This window comes from Microbispora bryophytorum, from assembly GCF_043197435.1.
Taxonomy (GTDB): domain Bacteria; phylum Actinomycetota; class Actinomycetes; order Streptosporangiales; family Streptosporangiaceae; genus Microbispora; species Microbispora bryophytorum.
This window is the reverse complement of the sequence record NZ_JBICTF010000003.1, coordinates 651,346-667,298: the sequence shown is the minus strand read 5'-3', so window position 1 is coordinate 667,298 and position 15,953 is coordinate 651,346. Positions and strand designations below refer to the sequence as shown.

Sequence of the window (15,953 nt, the reverse complement as noted above, 5' to 3'; positions counted from 1 at the left end):
GTTGCGGTCACCGCACTAGCCGTAGAGATGCCGGCGGACTGTGGTGTCGTTCTCCAGGATGTGATCGATGGTCTCCCAATAGTCGGATAGCCAGGGATGAGCGAGGGCTTCCTCGCGAGTCAGCTTGCGGCCGTAGAACGGTTCATCGGGTGCGACCGCGGCGCCTTTCACCAGAGAGCAGGCTGGGGCGGGCTGCCCTTCGACGGGACCGACGCGACATCCGAAGGTGACGCGGTTTGGGCCAGGGCGGCTGACGGGTTCGTCCGGCGCCCAGGCGTCGTCGATGATGACGTCGATCCAGGCTTCGTGGATTCCGTTGTGGTGGTAACAGGATGCGTAGTAGATCGCATAGGCGCCGTCGTCGTTGTTGATGAACCCGTTTACGCGATCGTAGGGGGTCTGGCAACAGTCGCAGACGCCGGTTCGGATGTTCCTGTCCGGATCGATTCGCAGTTCCACGCTGGCATTATGGGGCGACTTGGAGGGGGTCGCCGGCGGGGTGCTTGGGATCAACAGATGCTGGGCGCGGCCCGAGCTGCTGGCGGCCGGGACCGGTCCCCGGGTTGCATGCCCGGCCGCCGAGCGGGCCCTCACCGCGATCACCGGCCTGGACCATCCCGTCGCCGGGCCGACCCCCGAGCAGTACGCCGCGGCGATGGACCGCTGGAACACGGGGTGCCGTCAAGAAACGGCACCCTCATTGATCGACCGCTGCGACCGGGTTTGGCTCTGGGATGCGGCGGACCAAGGAGCCGCGATGGACCACCGGGACCGACAACATCGGTAAATCAGACTCGGCGCGTCCCCGCACGGGCGAAGTTCGGTTCCGCCAGTCGTGGCCCGGCTCCAGCGCCTCGCGGTAGCGCACCGGCCACTTCTCGACGACGCGCTGCCCCCACACCCGGCGCCGCATATCGAACAGGTCGAGGTCCACCGCGTCTCCGTACGTCGCCGCGCGGCCCGGCCGGACGTCCCGGCTGATGCCGGCTACACCTGTGAAGTTTCAGGATGCGTGCGAGAGCGATGAGGGCGCGGCTCTGCCAGTTCTGACGCTCTCGTCGAGCCACGCGCGGCAGGGACATGCCCTCAGGCGTGCCCCATCAGGTGCGGCCAGGCGCGGCCAGGCGTGGCCCTCAGGCGCGGCCGAGAACGGCCATGGCGGCGTTGTGACCGGGGATGCCGCTGACGCCGCCGCCGCGCCGGGCGCCCGCGCCACACAGCAGCACCCGCTCGTGCGCCGTCTCCACGCCCCACTGAGCAGGCCGCGCCCCGTGACCGCCCTCCTCGCCGTACGGCCAGGACAGGTCGTGGTGGAAGATGTGGCCGCCGGGCAGGCCCGCCTCCCGCTCCAGGTCGAGGGGGGTCTTGGCCTCCAGGCAGGGCTCGCCCGAGGGCGCGCGCAGCAGGCAGTCCTCGATGGGCTCGGCGAGCACGGAATCGATCGAGGCGAGCGTGCGGGCCAGCGCCTCCCGCTTTGCCGACGGGTCCGTGAAAAGGCGCGCCGGCATGTGCAGGCCGAACAGCGTCATCGTGTGCGCCCCCGCCTCCCGCAGCCGCGGGCCGAGGATCGAGGGGTCGGTGAGCGAGTGGCAGTAGACCTCGGCGGGCGGCAGGTCCGGCACCTTCCCCGCGGCGGCCTGCGCGTACGCCGCGGCGAGCTGGTCGCGGCTCTCGTTGATGTGGAAGGTGCCGCTGAACGCCTCGGCGGGGTCCACGGCGGGGTCCCGCAGCCGGGGCAGTCGCGACAGCACCATGTTGATTTTGAGCTGGGCGCCCTCGGGTCGCTCGGGCGTCTCTCCGAGCAGCCGGGCGAGCACGGCGGGCGGCAGGTTGGCCAGCACCTTCCCCGCGGTCACCGCGTGCTGCGCGCCGTCGTCGAACGTGACCTCTCCCGTGTCCGGGTCGACGGCCAGGACCTCGGCGCCGGTGCGGATCTCGGCGCCGTGCCGCCGCGCGGCCTCGGCGAGCTCGGCCGTCACCGCGCCCATGCCTCCGACCGGGACGTTCCAGTCGCCCGTGCCGTCGCCGATCACGTGGTAGAGGAAACACCGGTTGGCCAGCAGGTCCGTGGCCGTGTCGGCGAAGGTGCCGATCAGGGCGTCGGTGAGGACGACCCCGCGGACCGTGTCGTCGGCGAACCGCTCGTCCACGACCTCGCCGATCGGCCGTTCGAACAGGTCGCGCCACGCCTCGTCGTCCCCCACGACCTCGCGCAGGGCCGTACGGCCGCGCAGCGGTTCGAGCAGCGTCGGCGCGACCTGCCGGGCCACGTGGGCGGTCATCCCGTAGAACCGCTCCCAGGCCGCCAGGTCGTGCCGTCCCCCGGTCACCGCCTCGAAGGACGCGGCGGTGCGCGCGGCGTCCTCGTTGTCCACGAGCAGGCCGGTGTCGCCGGCCGGGGTGTAGGAGGCGAAGCGGCGGCGGCGCAGGTCGAGACGTAGCCCGAGATCCTTCACGATCTTCGTGGGCAGCAGGCTGACCAGGTAGGAGTAGCGCGACAGCCGCGCGTCCACGCCGGGGAACGCGTGAGCCGACACCGCGAGGCCGCCCACGTGGCCGAGGCGTTCCAGGACCAGCACGCTGCGCCCCGCCCGGGCGAGGTAGGCCGCGGCGACGAGGCCGTTGTGCCCGGCGCCGGCGATGACGACGTCGTAGTGCGAGCGTGGCATGGCGCGTTCTCCCGGGTCGTACGTAGCGTCGGTGTCGCAGTCGTGTGCGGGCCGGACACGGGTCGCGGCGGCGGGCGTGGGAGGGTCTCGGAGGGGTGACGGGAGGAATGACGGCGGGCGGGCCTGGGCGGACGCCCGCAACTTATCGCAAGATGCCCCGCAAGACTCGGGCAGAATATGCCGAAGCGGACAATCTTCCGCTGGTACGAAAGTAGTCGAGCGATCCGGAGGAGCGCGCCGCCGAGCTGGACTGAGGAGCGAGCGGGGAGCATGGGACGAGCGACCCCAAGCGACCCCGAGCGACGAGGGAAGCGCTGATGGCGCACCTTCGGCACGCCCAGGCGGATGTGAGCGCCCCGACGGTGAGCGGGAAACAGGAGAGACATGCGCGTTTCCGATGAGGTCGCCGAGGCGCTGGCCACCGGCCGTCCGGTCGTCGCCCTGGAGTCCACCATCATCTCCCACGGGCTCCCCCAGCCCCGCAACCTCCAGGTCGCTCTCGAACTGGAGGACATCGTCCGGCAGGCGGGGGCCGTGCCGGCGACGGTGGCGGTGCTGGACGGCGTCCCCCGGGTGGGCCTGGACAAGGAAGAGCTGGAGCGCATCGCGACCGAGCAGGGCCTGCGCAAGCTCGGCTTCCGCGACCTCGCCCCGGCCGCCGCGCTCGGGCTGAGCGGCGCCACGACCGTCTCGGGCACCTCGTTCCTGGCCGCCCGCGCGGGCGTGCGGGTGTTCGCCACCGGGGGGCTCGGCGGCGTCCACCGCGGCTGGACCACGGTGCAGGACGAGTCGGCCGACATCGACACCCTCAGCCGCACCAGGATCACGGTCGTGTGCGCCGGCGTGAAGTCGATCCTCGACGTGCCCGCGACGCTCCAGCGGCTGGAGACCAAGCAGGTCACCGTCGTCGGCTACCGGACCGACGAGTTCCCCGGCTTCTACCTGCACAGCTCCGGCGAGCCGGTTGACTGGCGCGTCGAGACGCCGCGGGAGGCCGCCGGCATCATGCGGGCGCAGGACGCGCTAGGCGGGCTGGACACCGCGCTGATCGTGGCGAACCCGCTCCCGGCCAATCTCCAGCTCGACCCCGACCTGCACGACCGGGTGCTCGCGGAGGGCCTTCGCGCCGCCGAGGAGCGCGGGGTCACCGGGCAGGCCATCACCCCGTTCCTGCTGGAATACCTCGTCGAGGGCACGGGTGGCGCGTCGCTGGAGGCCAACCTCGCGGCCGTACGCGGCAACACCCGCCTGGCCGGGGAGATCGCGGCCGCCTGGGCGGCCGGATGAGCGGTCTGCTGGTGATCGGCGACGTGGTCACCGACGTCGTCGCGCTGCACGACGGTCCCGCGGCCACCGGCACCGACACGCCCGCCGACATCGCGTTGCGCCCGGGCGGCTCGGGGGCGAACACCGCCTCCTGGGCCGCCCGGCTCGGCGCCGACACCCGCCTGCTCGCGCGGGCGGGGTACGACACCGGCGAGTGGCACGTGGCCCAGCTGGCCAAGGCCGGGGTCCGGCCGCACCTGAGGATCGACCCGGAACGGCCCTCGGCCGTCGTGATCGCCATGGTCGACTCCACCGGGGAGCGGTCCATGCTCACCAACCGCGGGGCGAGCGGTCACATCGGAGTCGGCGACTGGACACCCGATCTGCTCGACGGGGTCGGGCACCTGCACCTGTCGGCGTACACGATGTTCGCCGAGCCGGGGCTGGAGCTCGCGCGGCTCGCCATGCGCGAGGCCGCCGAGCGCGATATCCCCATCAGCGTCGATCCGGCCTCCTGCGGGCCGCTGCGCGCCTTCGGCACCGAGCGGTTCCTCCGCGAGACCGCCCCGGCGAGCGTCGTGATCCCCAACCTGGACGAGGCGCTGCTGCTCGCGGACGCCGCGGATCCCGAGGCCTCGGCCCGCACGCTCAGCGCCCACTACGGCACGGCGGTGGTCAAGCTGGGGGCCGGCGGTGCCCTGCTGGCCCGCGATGGCCGTATAGTCGCCAGAGCGGCCGCGCCCCCGGTGGATGTGGTCGACTCGACGGGCGCGGGAGACGCGTTCGCCGCGGGGTTCCTGGTCGCCTCGATGGCCGGGAGCACCCCCGAGGAAGCCCTCCGCAAGGGGTGTGAGGCGGGCATGGCGGCGGTCGCGCAGGTCGGCGCCCGGCCGGACCCTGGGAACTTTACCCTATTGACACCAATTGCTGGTTTGCGGCGTAAGCTGCACCATTAGCAACATGCGTCACTCTCGGGAGGGTGCGGTCATACCGATGGACGCCGAGTCAACGATCTGCCTGAGCGACCTGGTCCCGGCCCTGCGCTGGAGCCGTCCTCAGCAGGTGGCCGAGATGCTGGCCGACCCGCGCCTGCCCGGCGGCTGGTGGGCATCCGTCGGGATCGGCCGCGCGATACGGGCGACCGGCGTTGACTGGCTCTGCGAGCGGCTCGCCCGCCTCGCCGTCGGCCGTTGGGATCACCTGCCCCTCACCGACCTGCTCCCGGCGCTCCAGGTGCACACCGTGGACCCGGCCATGCCCGGCTGGCCCGATCCCGTACGCGCGGTGGTCAACCACCTCGGCGGGTGGTATCGGCTGCGCCGTCTGACGCCGTGCGATCTCCAGGCACCGGCCGCCCCCGCCTCGCCCGAGGTCCTCCTGACCACGGTGTTCCGGGAGGTGTTCGGCCGCCTGGAAAGCCAGCTGGCGTCCGGGCTGTCCGCTCCGGCGCTCACGGGAGGCGAGGCGGCGCCCCAACCACAGGTCCAGCCACAGACACAGGCACAGGTTCAGGCGCAGGCCGGGCCGGCCTCCGGGCCTGCACCGCAGGCCGCGCCGGGGACGACGTCGCGGCCGTTCCCCCAGGCGGCGCCCGGGACGGCATCACAGCCGTTCCCGCAGCCCGCCGCCCCCGGAACCACCTCGCAGCCCTTCCCCCAGGCCGGACCCTCCTCTCAGCCGCTCCCCCAGGCCGCGCCCGGAGCGGCATCACAGCCGTTCCCTCAGGCCGCCGCCCCCGGAACCACCTCGCAGCCGTTCGCCCGGCCGACCGCACCGTCCGCGCCGCCGTCCGCACTGCCGGCCACGCCGCCGCCCGGGCAGGCCGCTCAGGCACCCGCCCCGCAGGGGCAGGCGCCCGGCCGGCCGGGGCAGGGCACACCGGCCCAGGCACCGTCTCCGGCACCGACATCGGCACCGTCGCCCGCCGCGCCGGCGCCGGTCTCGGGGCCGGTCAAACCCGCCACCCAGCCCTTCGCCCGGCAGTCCGGGACCTCGCCCTCGCAGCCCGCGGCCGCCCCCGCCCAGCCGGCGCCCGAGGCGGCACGGGAGCGGCCGCCGACCGACCTCAGCGCGCACCCGATGGTCGCGGTGGTCGAGGGCCTGTTCCGCGGCTGGGACCCGCTCGTCAGGGCGGTCGCCGCCGAGCGGCTGTTCGCCGCCGAGCCGGTGAGCCTGCGCACGCTGGCCCACAACCTCAACGTGGACCGCGAACTGCTCTCCCAGGCCCAGCGCACGGCCGAGGAGCGGGTGCTGCTGTGGCTGCGCTCCCCCGACTCCGCGCCGCTCACCGGCCATCTGTTCGGGCTCACCGAGTGGCTGGGCGCCGCGGCCACCCAGGAACAGCTCATCGCGGCGGACCCGTCCCACCCCATCGAGGTCCCGGCCCTCGACACGCCGCTGTGGCGGGTGCTGGTGACGCTCATGCCCGACCGCCGCCTGCAGGACGGCTGGCTCGTGGTCGGCGACCTGGCGGGGCTGCGGGAGAAGACCCGCCAACTGCTGGCGAGCAAGCCCGCGGACGCCGACGTCGTGGAGCTGCTCGGCCAACTCGGCATCCGCGCCCACTCCGCCAAGGCATGGCTGGACTCCATGCCGCGGCCGGGCTCCCCGTCCGAACCCGGCTCCCTGCCCACCCGGCACGGCCCCGACCCGACGGCGAAGCCCGCACCGCTCCCCCGCCGTACGCCGGGCGCGAACGGGCACCATCACGGCCGCGGCGGGATCCCGATCCCCTCGCAGGCCAACAACGGGCCCGACGCCGCCACCGCGCTCGCCGCGCTCACCGCGCTCACGAGCGGCAACGTGAACGGCACCCCGAACGGGAATCCGAACGGAAACCCGGGCGGCAACCTGAACGGCACCGCGAACGGCACCGCGAACGGGAACCCGGGCGGCCATCTGAACGGGAACCTGGCGGGCGGCAGCTTCTCGGGGGGCGTGCCCCGGCCGCATCTGGTGCCGAACCCCCGCCCGACGTCCAGCCCGGCCTCCGACCCGCGCCGCTGGCAGCGGATCGACGTCACCAGCGGCCATCTGCGCGGCGAGCCTGTGGCGGTCCCCGAGGGGTACGCCGCCCAGCTCGGCATGCGCCCCGGGACGCTACTGTCGGTCACCGGCCCGGGCGACAACGCCGTCGTGCTGGTGTGGCGCGACCGGCAGCCGGTGTTCGACTCGCTCCAGCCGGTTCTGATGCGGCTGAACGCGCGGCCCGGCGACTCGGTCTACGTGACCGTGGACGGCTACCGCCTGGACGCCCAGCTCACCTCGGCCGTCTGACGGCACCGCGCGCGAGCGGCCTACGGCGGGGCGCGCGCGGGATCTCGTCCAGCCCGCGAGGGCGGGGTCCCCCGCCCTCAGTTCAGGCCGCGGGCACAGGTCACATCTTCGGTCTGAGCATCTTGCGGTAGTAGGTGGCCGACACCTCGTAGCCCAGGGCGCCGTAGAACTCGGCGGCCCGCCGGGTCGCCAGCGCGACGTATCCGGCCTGCCGTGAGCGCGCCCACGTCTCGAACTCCTCCAGCAGCCGCCGCCCGATGCCGTGGCGGCGGTAGCCGCCCTCGATCATCGCCTCCTCGACCCACGCGACCCTGCCGTTGGCGAACAGCGTGAGGTGGGTGAAGCCCAGCAGGTAGCCGCGTACGGTCCCGTCGACCGTGGCGACGAGGAGGAAGGCGTCCTCGTTCTCCAGGAGTTGCGGCAGCGCGGCGTCGAACGGCGCACGCTCGGGCCGGAACGTCACCGCGAACTCACGGGCGAGTGCGAAGATCTCGTCCGCGTCGGTCTTCTCGGCCCTTCTGAGCTGGAGATCACCAGACGTCATGAAAGGGACTCTAGGAGTGTCCGGGCACATACGTCCAATCCAAGCTCACCCCGCGAACCCGGCGGCAGGCGGGAGCCGGTTCTCAGCCGGCGGTGACGGCGAAGGACCGCCGGGCATGCCGCACGAACTCGCGTACGGCCGGGCCCTGCCCCCCGCGCCACACCAGCGCGAGCAGGGCGGGCGCCCCGGCGTCCTCGATGGTGAGCGCGGTGAGCCGGTCGCGGTGGGCCGCGGCCATCGACTCGCTGAGGACGGCCACGCCCAGCCCCCGGGCCGCGAGGCCGGCGACGGCGTCGGCCGCCCCGGCCTGCAGCGCGATCACCGGCTGGACGCCCCGGGCCGCGCAGGCCCGGTCGAACACCGTGCGCAGGCCGGTGCCGTACGGCATGCAGACGATCGGGTGCGAGCCGAGGTCGCCCAGGGTGATTCCGTCCCGGCCCGCGAGGGGGTGGTCCGCGGGGACGGCGGCGACGAGCCGCTCGCTGATGACCGTCAGCGTCTCCAGGCCGTCCGGGGCCTCGGCGAGCCCGGCGAGCGCCAGGTCGAGGGCGCCGGAGCGCACATCTTCGACGAGCCGGTCGGAGTTGTCCTCCAGCAGGGAGATCTCGACCCCCGGATGGGCCCGGTGGAAGACGGCGAGGGCGTCGAACAGCGGCGTGACGGTGCAGCCGACGATCATTCCGACGGTGAGCCGGCCCCGGATGAGGCCGGTCACCTCGCCCACCGCCTGTCCCAGCGCCCCGGCCGCGGCGAGCGCGGCGCGGGCGTGGTCGAGCGCGGCCTTCCCCGCGACGGTCAGCGTGACGCTCCGCGCGGACCGGTCGAACAGCTCGGCTCCGAGTTCGCGTTCGAGCTGCCGGATCTGGGCGCTGACACCCGACTGGCTGATGTGCACCCGCTCGGCGGCGCGGGTGAAGTTGCGCTCCTCGGCGACCGCGACGAAATACTCCAGCTGGCGCAGTTCCATAACTGCTGATTCTAGTTGCCATCCGGTTCATCTGTTGGACTTCTGCCGAGCGCCTCGGCAGGCTGGAGGCCGTACGAGAGTTTCGGGAGGAACCCATGCCGGAGTACGAGAAGGCCATGCGGCCGGAGGACATCACCCGCCTGTTCGTCGAGCGGTCCAACGCCGGGGACGCGGCCGGAGTGGCGGCGCTGTACGAGGAGAACGCGGTGCTGGCCTACCCGCCGGGCGGCGTGACGGTCGGCCGCGAGGCGATCCGCGCCCTGTGGGAGAAGGTGCTGGCGAACCGTCCCCGTTTCGAGCCCGAGGAACCGCTGCCGACCCTGGTCAGCGGCGACATCGCGCTGACCTCGACCCCGCCGGGGGACGGCGCCGGCGCCCGGGCCCAGGTCGTACGGCGCCAGCCTGACGGGAGCTGGCTGCGGGTGCTCGACCAGCCGGAGTTCCAGCCGCCCGCCCGCTGATCCAGAAACCCGCCGGGCGTGTGCCACGAGGCGGGAACGCCAGGCGGGACGGTTCACGCGGGTGCTAGCGGGACGAGTTCACGCGGGACGAGATCAGGCGGAACCAGTTCAGGCGGGCAGGCCGAGTTCGCGGGCGATGAGCATGCGCTGCACCTCGCTCGTCCCCTCGCCGATTTCCAGGATCTTCGCGTCCCGGTAGAAGCGGCCGACGGGGAACTCGTTCATGAAGCCGTAGCCGCCGAAGACCTGCGTGGCGTCCCGGGCGTTGTCCATCGCGGCGTTGGACGAGACGAGCTTGGCGATGGCGGCCTCCTTCTTGAACGGCAGACCGGCCAGCATGCGCTCGGCGGCGTGGTAGTAGGCCAGGCGGGCCGTGTGCACCCTGGCCTCCATGTCGGCGATCTTGAACTGCATGGACTGATAGCGGCCGATCTCCTGGCCGAAGGCCCGGCGCTCCCGCACGTACCGGAGGGACTCGTCCACGCAGCCCTGGGCGAGACCCACCGACAGCGCGGCGATGGCCACCCGGCCCTCGTCCAGCGTCTGGAGGAACTGTGCGTAGCCCCGGCCGCGCTCGCCCAGCAGGTTCTCCTCCGGCACCCGGCAGCCGGTGAACGACAGCTCCCGGGTGTCCGAGGCCGACCAGCCGACCTTGGAGTACTTCTCCGACACGGTGAGGCCGGGCGTGCCCGACGGCACGAGGATCGTGGAGATCTCCGGCCTGCCGTCCTGCCTGCGGCCGGTGATCGCCGCCACGGCGACGACACCGGTGATGTCGGTGCCCGAGTTGGTGATGAACGCCTTCGAGCCGTTGATCACCCATTCGCCGCCGTCGAGAACGGCCGTGGTGCGCATGCCACCCGGCACGTCCGACCCGCCGCCGGGCTCGGTCAGCCCGAACGCCCCGAGGATCTCCCCCGCCGCCATCTTCGGCAGCCACCGCTGCTTCTGGGCGTCCGTGCCGAACCGCAGGATGGGCATCTCGCCCAGCGAGACCGCCGCCTCCAGGGTGATCGCCACCGAGGAGTCGACCCTGGCCAGCTCCTCCAACGCCAGGCACAGGACGAAGTAGTCGCCGCCCATGCCGCCGTACTCCTCCGGGACGGGCAGGCCGAACAGGCCCATCGCGCCCATCTTGCGGACGATGTCGTAGGGGAACTCGCACCGCTCGTAGTAGTCCCCGATGACGGGGGCCACCACCTCACGGGCGAACTCCTCGACCGACTTGCGCAGTTCGACGTGCTCGTCATTGAGCATCTCAACTCTCCTCCGGTCGTTTCCCTTGGATCTTTCGCCTACTGCGGTCGCCCAGGCGGCGCCTCGCTTCGTTGTCGTCGTCGCCCATGGCTCCGCTACGGGCTCCTCCTCCGCGTTGCGATGCATCCGCCCGGTCGATCCTCGCTACGGCGAGATCCGCGGGAAACTCCCTGCCCAGAGCCTGGACGACGCGGGAGGGGCTCGGCCGGCCCAGGATCTCGGCGAGCCAGAGGCTGGTGGCCGTCAGCGACCCGACGTCCAACCCGGTCTCGACGCCGAGACCGTCGAGCATCCAGACCAGGTCCTCGGTCGCGAGGTTGCCGGTGGCGCTCTTGGCGTACGGGCAGCCGCCGATGCCGCCGGCGGAGGAGTCCACGACCGTGATCCCCCGCTTGATCGCGGTGAGCGTGTTGGCGAGGGCCTGGCCGTAGGTGTCGTGGAAGTGGACGGCCAGCCGGTCGGGCCCGGCCCCGGCCTCGGCGAAGGCGTCGAGCAGCGCCTCGACGTGCCGGGGTGTGCCGACGCCGATCGTGTCGCCGAGCGACAGCTCGTAGCAGCCGAGGTCGAGCAGCCTGCGCCCGACCCGGGCGACCTGCTCGGGCGCGACCGGTCCCTCCCAGGGGTCGGCGAAGCACATCGACACATACGCCCTGACCCGCATGCCGTGGGCGAGAGCCCGCTCCACGACGGGGGCGAACATCTCGAACTGCGACTCGACGGTCCGGTTCAGGTTGCGCCGGGCGAACGACTCGGTGGCACTGCCGAAGATCGCGATGTCGGTCACCCCCTGCTCCAGCGCGCGGTCGAGACCCCGCTCGTTCGGCACGAGCACCGGGTAGCGGACTCCCGGCACCCGCGGCAGGCTCTCCAGCAGTTCCGCGGCGTCCGCGAGCTGGGGCACCCACGTGGGGTGGACGAAGCTCGTCGCCTCGATGGTCGTCAGCCCGGCCGCGGCGAGCCGGCCGATGAACTCGCGCTTGACCTCGACGGGCACGACGGCGGACTCGTTCTGCAGGCCGTCGCGCGGGCCGACCTCGTAGATCGTCACTCGCACGGCGTCACCCTCGCCACGACCGCGTCCAGCTCCACCGTCTGCCCCGGCCGGGCCCGCAGCTCGGCGAGCACGCCGTCGGCCGGCGCCGTCAGGGTGTGTTCCATCTTCATCGCCTCCACGACGACCAGCGGCTGTCCCGCGGTGACCCGGTCGCCCTCCGCCGCCTTCACGAGCAGCACCGTTCCCGGCATCGGGCTGCGTACGACCCCGTCGCCGGCGAGCGCCCCGCCCTGCCGGTCCGTCGGGTCGCCGGGATCGTGCCGGGTGACGGGCCATGCGCGGCCGCCCTCGCCCAGCCACACCGTGTCGCGGTTCCGGGCCACCGCGTACCTCCGGGTGACGCCGCCGAGAGTGACCGCCACCTCATCGGTGCCGGCCCACTCCAGCCGAGCCCGGCCAAGTGAACGATCGTTAACTTCGATCTCCGCGTCGCCTCCGGTGCCCCGCACCCGTACGGGCACGCCGAGCCGATGCACGGTCCAGGCGGGCTCTCCGACGCGCCACCCGTCCGCCACGTCCCACGGGTCGTCCGTCGCCCGCCCCCGGCCGTGGCCGTGGGGCCCGGCGTGGAAGACGAGCGCGGCGGCGGCGAGAACCTCGTCCGGCACCTCGCCGGACACCAGGTCGCCGAGCCGCCGCTCGACCAGCCCGGTGTCGAGCCGCCCGGCCGCGACCTCGGGGTCGGCCAGCAGCGCGCGCAGGAACCCGATGTTCGTGGTGACCCCGAGGATCACGGTCGAGGCCAGCGCACGGCCGAGGGCCGCCAGCGCGCCCGCCCGGTCGGGGGCCCAGGCGACCGCCTTGGCCAGCATGGGGTCGTAGTCGCTGCCCACGGCCGTCCCGCCGCTCAGCCCGGAATCAAACCGCACGCCCTCCCCCGCGGGCTCGCGCAGGGCCAGGATCCGGCCGCCGGTCGGCAGGAAGTCGCGGGCCGGGTCCTCGGCGTAGACGCGGGCCTCGACGGCGTGGCCGCGCAGGCGCACCTCGTCCTGCCCGAACGGCAGCAACTCCCCCGCGGCGATCCGCAGTTGCAGTTCGACCAGGTCGAGACCCGTGACCATCTCGGTGACCGGGTGCTCGACCTGCAGCCGCGTGTTCATCTCCATGAAGAAGAAGTCGCCGGGACGGGAGCCGGGGACGATGAACTCGACCGTCCCCGCGCCGACGTAGCCGACCGACCGGGCGGCCCGCACCGCCGCCGCCCCCATGCGGGCCCGCGTCTCGTCGTCGAGCAGCGGCGAGGGCGCCTCCTCGACGATCTTCTGGTGGCGCCGCTGCAGGCTGCACTCGCGCTCGCAGAGGTGCACGACGTTCCCGTGGCCGTCGGCCATGATCTGGATCTCGATGTGCCGCGGCCGGTCCACGAACCGCTCGATCAGCAGGGTGCCGTCCCCGAAGGCCGCCGTCGCCGTACGGCGGGCCGACTCGACGGCCGCGGCCAGGCCGTCGGCGGACTCGACCCGCAGCATGCCCTTGCCGCCCCCGCCCGCGGACGGCTTGATCAGCACGGGGAAGCCGATGCGCCCGGCGACCTCGGCCAGGTCGTCGTGTGGTTCCGCGCCCCCGGGCACGACCGGCACACCCGCACGGGCGACGGTCTCCTTGGCCCGGATCTTGTCGCCCATGGCCTCGATGGCCCCGGCCGGCGGGCCGACGAACACCAGGCCCTCGGCCGCGCAGCGCTGGGCGAACTCGGCGTTCTCGGCGAGGAAGCCGTACCCGGGGTGGACGGCCTCGGCGCCGCTCACCCGGGCGGCCTCGACGATCGCGTCGATGTCGAGGTAACCGCGCGGGAGCCGTACGGCGAGGTCGGCCTCGCGCACGTGGCGCGCGTCACGGTCGGCGTCGCTGTGGACGGCGACGGCCCGCACGCCCAGGGCGCGCAGCGTGCGGATGATCCGGACGGCGATCTCGCCCCGGTTGGCGATCAGGACACTGGAGAACATCACGACCGCACCCCGTGACGGGTCAGCCGCCCAAGGAGCGGACGAGGAGCCGGTGAACGCGTCATGTCGCTGCCTCACATCCGGAAGACGCCGTAGCCGACGGGTTCGAGGGGGGCGTTCGCGGCGGCGCCGAGCGCCAGGCCGAGGACGGTCCTGGTGTCCGCCGGGTCGATCACTCCGTCGTCCCACAGGCGCGCGGTCGAGTAGTAGGGGTTGCCCTGGTGCTCGTACTGGGCCCGGATCTCCTCGGCGTCGGCGTCGCCGACCATGGTGAGCACGGTGGCGGCCTGCTCGCCGCCCATGACCGAGATGCGGGCGTTCGGCCACATCCACAGGAAGCGCGGCGAGTAGGCGCGGCCCGCCATCGCGTAGTTGCCCGCGCCGAACGAACCGCCGATGATCACGGTGAACTTCGGCACCCGGGCGCAGGCGACCGCCGTCACCATCTTCGCGCCGTGCTTGGCGATGCCCCCGGCCTCGTACGCCTTGCCGACCATGAAGCCGCTGATGTTCTGCAGGAACACCAACGGGATCGATCGCCGGTCGCACAGCTCGATGAAGTGCGCCCCCTTGAGCGCCGACTCGCCGAACAGGACACCGTTGTTGGCCACGATCCCCACGGGGTGCCCGTGGATCCGGGCGAACCCGGTGACCAGGGTGGGGCCGTACTCGGCCTTGAACTCCAGGAACCGGCTGCCGTCGACGATGCGGGCGATCACCTCGCGCACGTCGTACGGCCGGCGCGTGTCCTGGGGGACGATGCCGTACAGGTCGTGCGGGTCGTGGAGCGGCGGCTCCGCGGGGCCCACCTCCCACGGACGAGGACTTCTCGGGCCGAGCGACGCGACGATGTCCCGAACGATCTTCAGGGCGTGCGCGTCGTCCTCGGCGAGGTGGTCGGTGACGCCGCTGACGCGGGCGTGGACCTCGCCGCCGCCCAGTTCCTCCGCGGTGACGGTCTCGCCGGTGGCGGCCTTGACCAGCGGCGGCCCGCCCAGGAAGATCGTGCCCTGGTTGCGGACGATCACGGCCTCGTCGCTCATCGCCGGGACGTACGCGCCGCCCGCGGTGCAGGAGCCGAGCACGGCCGCGATCTGCGGGATGCCCCGCGCCGACATGGTGGCCTGGTTGTAGAAGATGCGGCCGAAGTGCTCGCGGTCGGGGAAGACCTCGTCCTGTTTCGGCAGGAAGGCGCCACCCGAGTCGACCAGGTACACGCACGGCAGGTTGTTGTGGAGGGCGACCTCCTGGGCGCGCAGGTGCTTCTTGACCGTGATCGGGTAGTACGTGCCGCCCTTGACGGTGGCGTCGTTGGCCACGACCACGACCTCGCGTCCGCTCACCCGCCCCACGCCGGTGATGATCCCGGCGGCCGGGGCCTGGTCGTCGTACATGCCGGTGGCCGCGAGCGGGGACAGCTCCAGGAAGCGCCCGCCGGGGTCGAGGAGCGTGTCGACGCGGTCCCTGGGCAGCAGCTTGCCGCGCTGGACGTGCCTGGCCCGGGCCCGCTCGGACCCACCGCGCGCCGCCGCCGCGAGCCGGTCCCGCAGGTCCGCCACCAGGCGTTCGTTCGCCTCCGCGTTGCGCTTGTACGGCTCGCCGCCCGGGTCGCACCGGCTCTCCAGCACCGGCCAGTCACTCGTGCTCATACTCGGATGTTAATCATCATTAACAAACTCCGTCTACCATGGTGCCGTGACGACCGAGAGGACCGTGAAGACCCCTACCCGCAATCGGCGGGCCGAGATCCTCGAAGCGGCCGCGGGCCTCTTCGCCGCGCGCGGCTTCCACGGCGTGTCCATCGAGGACATCGGCGCGGCCGTGGGCGTCTCGGGGCCGGCGCTGTACCGGCACTTCAGCGGCAAGGAGGCCCTGCTCACCGAGATGCTGCTGGACATCAGCGAACGGCTGCGCGAGCAGGGGGCACGGCTGGCCACCACCGCCGACCCCGACACCGCGGACGCGGCGCTCGACGCGCTGCTGTCCGGGCACATCGAGTTCGCGCTGACCCACCCCGCGCTCATCCGCGTCCACGAGCGCGAGCTCGACAACGTGCCGGAGCAGGCCCGCCGGGCCGTCCGGCGCCTGCAGCGGCTCTACGTCGAGGAGTGGGTGACCGTGCTGTCCGAACTGCACCCCGCGTGCCCGCCCGCGCGGCTGCGCGCCGCCACGCACGCCGTCTTCGGCCTGCTCAACTCCACTCCGCGCAGCGCAGGGGAGCTCACCCCCGAGGCGATGGCCGATCTGCTCGGCGCCATGGCCCGCGCCGCCCTCTCCCCCTTGGGGGTGATCTTGTAGTTTGTCGCATAGAGGTGGTGCGACCCGCACTCCCCCCGTGCGTGATCTTGCAGTTTGTCGCACGCCGGCCTCTGACCTGCCGAGCCCCCTCCCGTGATCTTGCAGTCCTCGGCGCCCGCCCCCACCTGCCAGCGCGTACGCCTTCCGTGATCTTGCAACTACAAGATCACGGAGCAGGAAGGCCCAGCCCACAAGTCATAGGCCGGATTTTTTGC

At 72.8% G+C, this 15,953-nt stretch carries 14 protein-coding genes; 5 read left to right on the top strand and 9 right to left on the bottom strand.

The annotated features are described in order from the left end of the window. Nucleotides 1-15: 15 nt before the first annotated feature. The 3 genes from ACGFIB_RS12325 to ACGFIB_RS12315 form a co-directional block, all read right to left on the bottom strand. On the bottom strand, nucleotides 16-459 hold the full coding sequence (locus tag ACGFIB_RS12325) for a hypothetical protein (RefSeq protein ID WP_393371066.1): 444 nt from the start codon (nucleotides 457-459) through the stop codon (nucleotides 16-18). 238 nt (nucleotides 460-697) lie between these two features. After that, nucleotides 698-934: a hypothetical protein gene (locus ACGFIB_RS12320; protein ID WP_393371063.1), complete on the bottom strand. Its 237-nt coding sequence runs from the start codon at nucleotides 932-934 to the stop codon at nucleotides 698-700. A gap of 199 nt (nucleotides 935-1,133) precedes the next feature. Then, nucleotides 1,134-2,669: a phytoene desaturase family protein gene (locus ACGFIB_RS12315; RefSeq protein ID WP_357256682.1), complete on the bottom strand. Its 1,536-nt coding sequence runs from the start codon at nucleotides 2,667-2,669 to the stop codon at nucleotides 1,134-1,136. A 384-nt stretch (nucleotides 2,670-3,053) separates the two neighbouring features. Between ACGFIB_RS12315 and ACGFIB_RS12310 the strand changes: the two genes are divergently transcribed. The 3 genes from ACGFIB_RS12310 to ACGFIB_RS12300 are packed head-to-tail and all read left to right on the top strand — an operon-like array spanning nucleotide 3,054 to nucleotide 7,211. Continuing rightward, complete coding sequence (locus ACGFIB_RS12310; protein ID WP_357256684.1) at nucleotides 3,054-3,956, top strand: pseudouridine-5'-phosphate glycosidase; 903 nt, start codon at nucleotides 3,054-3,056, stop codon at nucleotides 3,954-3,956. Next, nucleotides 3,953-4,891, top strand: a complete 939-nt coding sequence (locus ACGFIB_RS12305) for a carbohydrate kinase family protein (RefSeq protein ID WP_393371059.1) — start codon at nucleotides 3,953-3,955, stop codon at nucleotides 4,889-4,891. Before ACGFIB_RS12310 ends, ACGFIB_RS12305 begins: the two co-directional genes overlap by 4 nt. 37 nt (nucleotides 4,892-4,928) lie before the next feature. After that, on the top strand, nucleotides 4,929-7,211 hold the full coding sequence (locus tag ACGFIB_RS12300; protein ID WP_393371056.1) for a hypothetical protein: 2,283 nt from the start codon (nucleotides 4,929-4,931) through the stop codon (nucleotides 7,209-7,211). Between the two features lie 100 nt (nucleotides 7,212-7,311). On the opposite strand, the gene ACGFIB_RS12295 is transcribed toward ACGFIB_RS12300, so the two are convergent. Together ACGFIB_RS12295 and ACGFIB_RS12290 are read right to left on the bottom strand one after the other, a co-directional pair. Then, nucleotides 7,312-7,755: a GNAT family N-acetyltransferase gene (locus ACGFIB_RS12295; RefSeq protein WP_357027291.1), complete on the bottom strand. Its 444-nt coding sequence runs from the start codon at nucleotides 7,753-7,755 to the stop codon at nucleotides 7,312-7,314. An 82-nt stretch (nucleotides 7,756-7,837) separates the two neighbouring features. Then, complete coding sequence (locus ACGFIB_RS12290) at nucleotides 7,838-8,722, bottom strand: LysR family transcriptional regulator (protein ID WP_393371052.1); 885 nt, start codon at nucleotides 8,720-8,722, stop codon at nucleotides 7,838-7,840. Between the two features lie 95 nt (nucleotides 8,723-8,817). Here ACGFIB_RS12290 and ACGFIB_RS12285 point away from each other — a divergent pair, with 95 nt between their 5' ends. Next, entirely contained in the window at nucleotides 8,818-9,183 is a 366-nt protein-coding gene (locus tag ACGFIB_RS12285) for a YybH family protein (protein ID WP_142570234.1), read from the top strand. A gap of 108 nt (nucleotides 9,184-9,291) precedes the next feature. Here ACGFIB_RS12285 and ACGFIB_RS12280 read toward each other — a convergent pair whose 3' ends face one another. From ACGFIB_RS12280 to ACGFIB_RS12265, 4 genes are all read right to left on the bottom strand, one after another. Further along, the gene (locus ACGFIB_RS12280) at nucleotides 9,292-10,440 is read right to left on the bottom strand and encodes an acyl-CoA dehydrogenase family protein (protein ID WP_142570232.1); all 1,149 of its coding nucleotides are present in this window, start codon (nucleotides 10,438-10,440) and stop codon (nucleotides 9,292-9,294) included. Between the two features lies 1 nt (nucleotide 10,441). Next, on the bottom strand, nucleotides 10,442-11,494 hold the full coding sequence (locus ACGFIB_RS12275; protein WP_457852311.1) for a hydroxymethylglutaryl-CoA lyase: 1,053 nt from the start codon (nucleotides 11,492-11,494) through the stop codon (nucleotides 10,442-10,444). Beyond that, nucleotides 11,485-13,440: an acetyl/propionyl/methylcrotonyl-CoA carboxylase subunit alpha gene (locus tag ACGFIB_RS12270; RefSeq protein ID WP_357257443.1), complete on the bottom strand. Its 1,956-nt coding sequence runs from the start codon at nucleotides 13,438-13,440 to the stop codon at nucleotides 11,485-11,487. Before ACGFIB_RS12270 ends, ACGFIB_RS12275 begins: the two co-directional genes overlap by 10 nt. 74 nt (nucleotides 13,441-13,514) lie before the next feature. Then, on the bottom strand, nucleotides 13,515-15,089 hold the full coding sequence (locus tag ACGFIB_RS12265) for a carboxyl transferase domain-containing protein (RefSeq protein WP_357256693.1): 1,575 nt from the start codon (nucleotides 15,087-15,089) through the stop codon (nucleotides 13,515-13,517). A gap of 46 nt (nucleotides 15,090-15,135) precedes the next feature. Here ACGFIB_RS12265 and ACGFIB_RS12260 point away from each other — a divergent pair, with 46 nt between their 5' ends. Continuing rightward, nucleotides 15,136-15,738, top strand: a complete 603-nt coding sequence (locus ACGFIB_RS12260; protein WP_229689672.1) for an SACE_7040 family transcriptional regulator — start codon at nucleotides 15,136-15,138, stop codon at nucleotides 15,736-15,738. The last annotated feature ends 215 nt before the right edge of the window (nucleotides 15,739-15,953 follow it).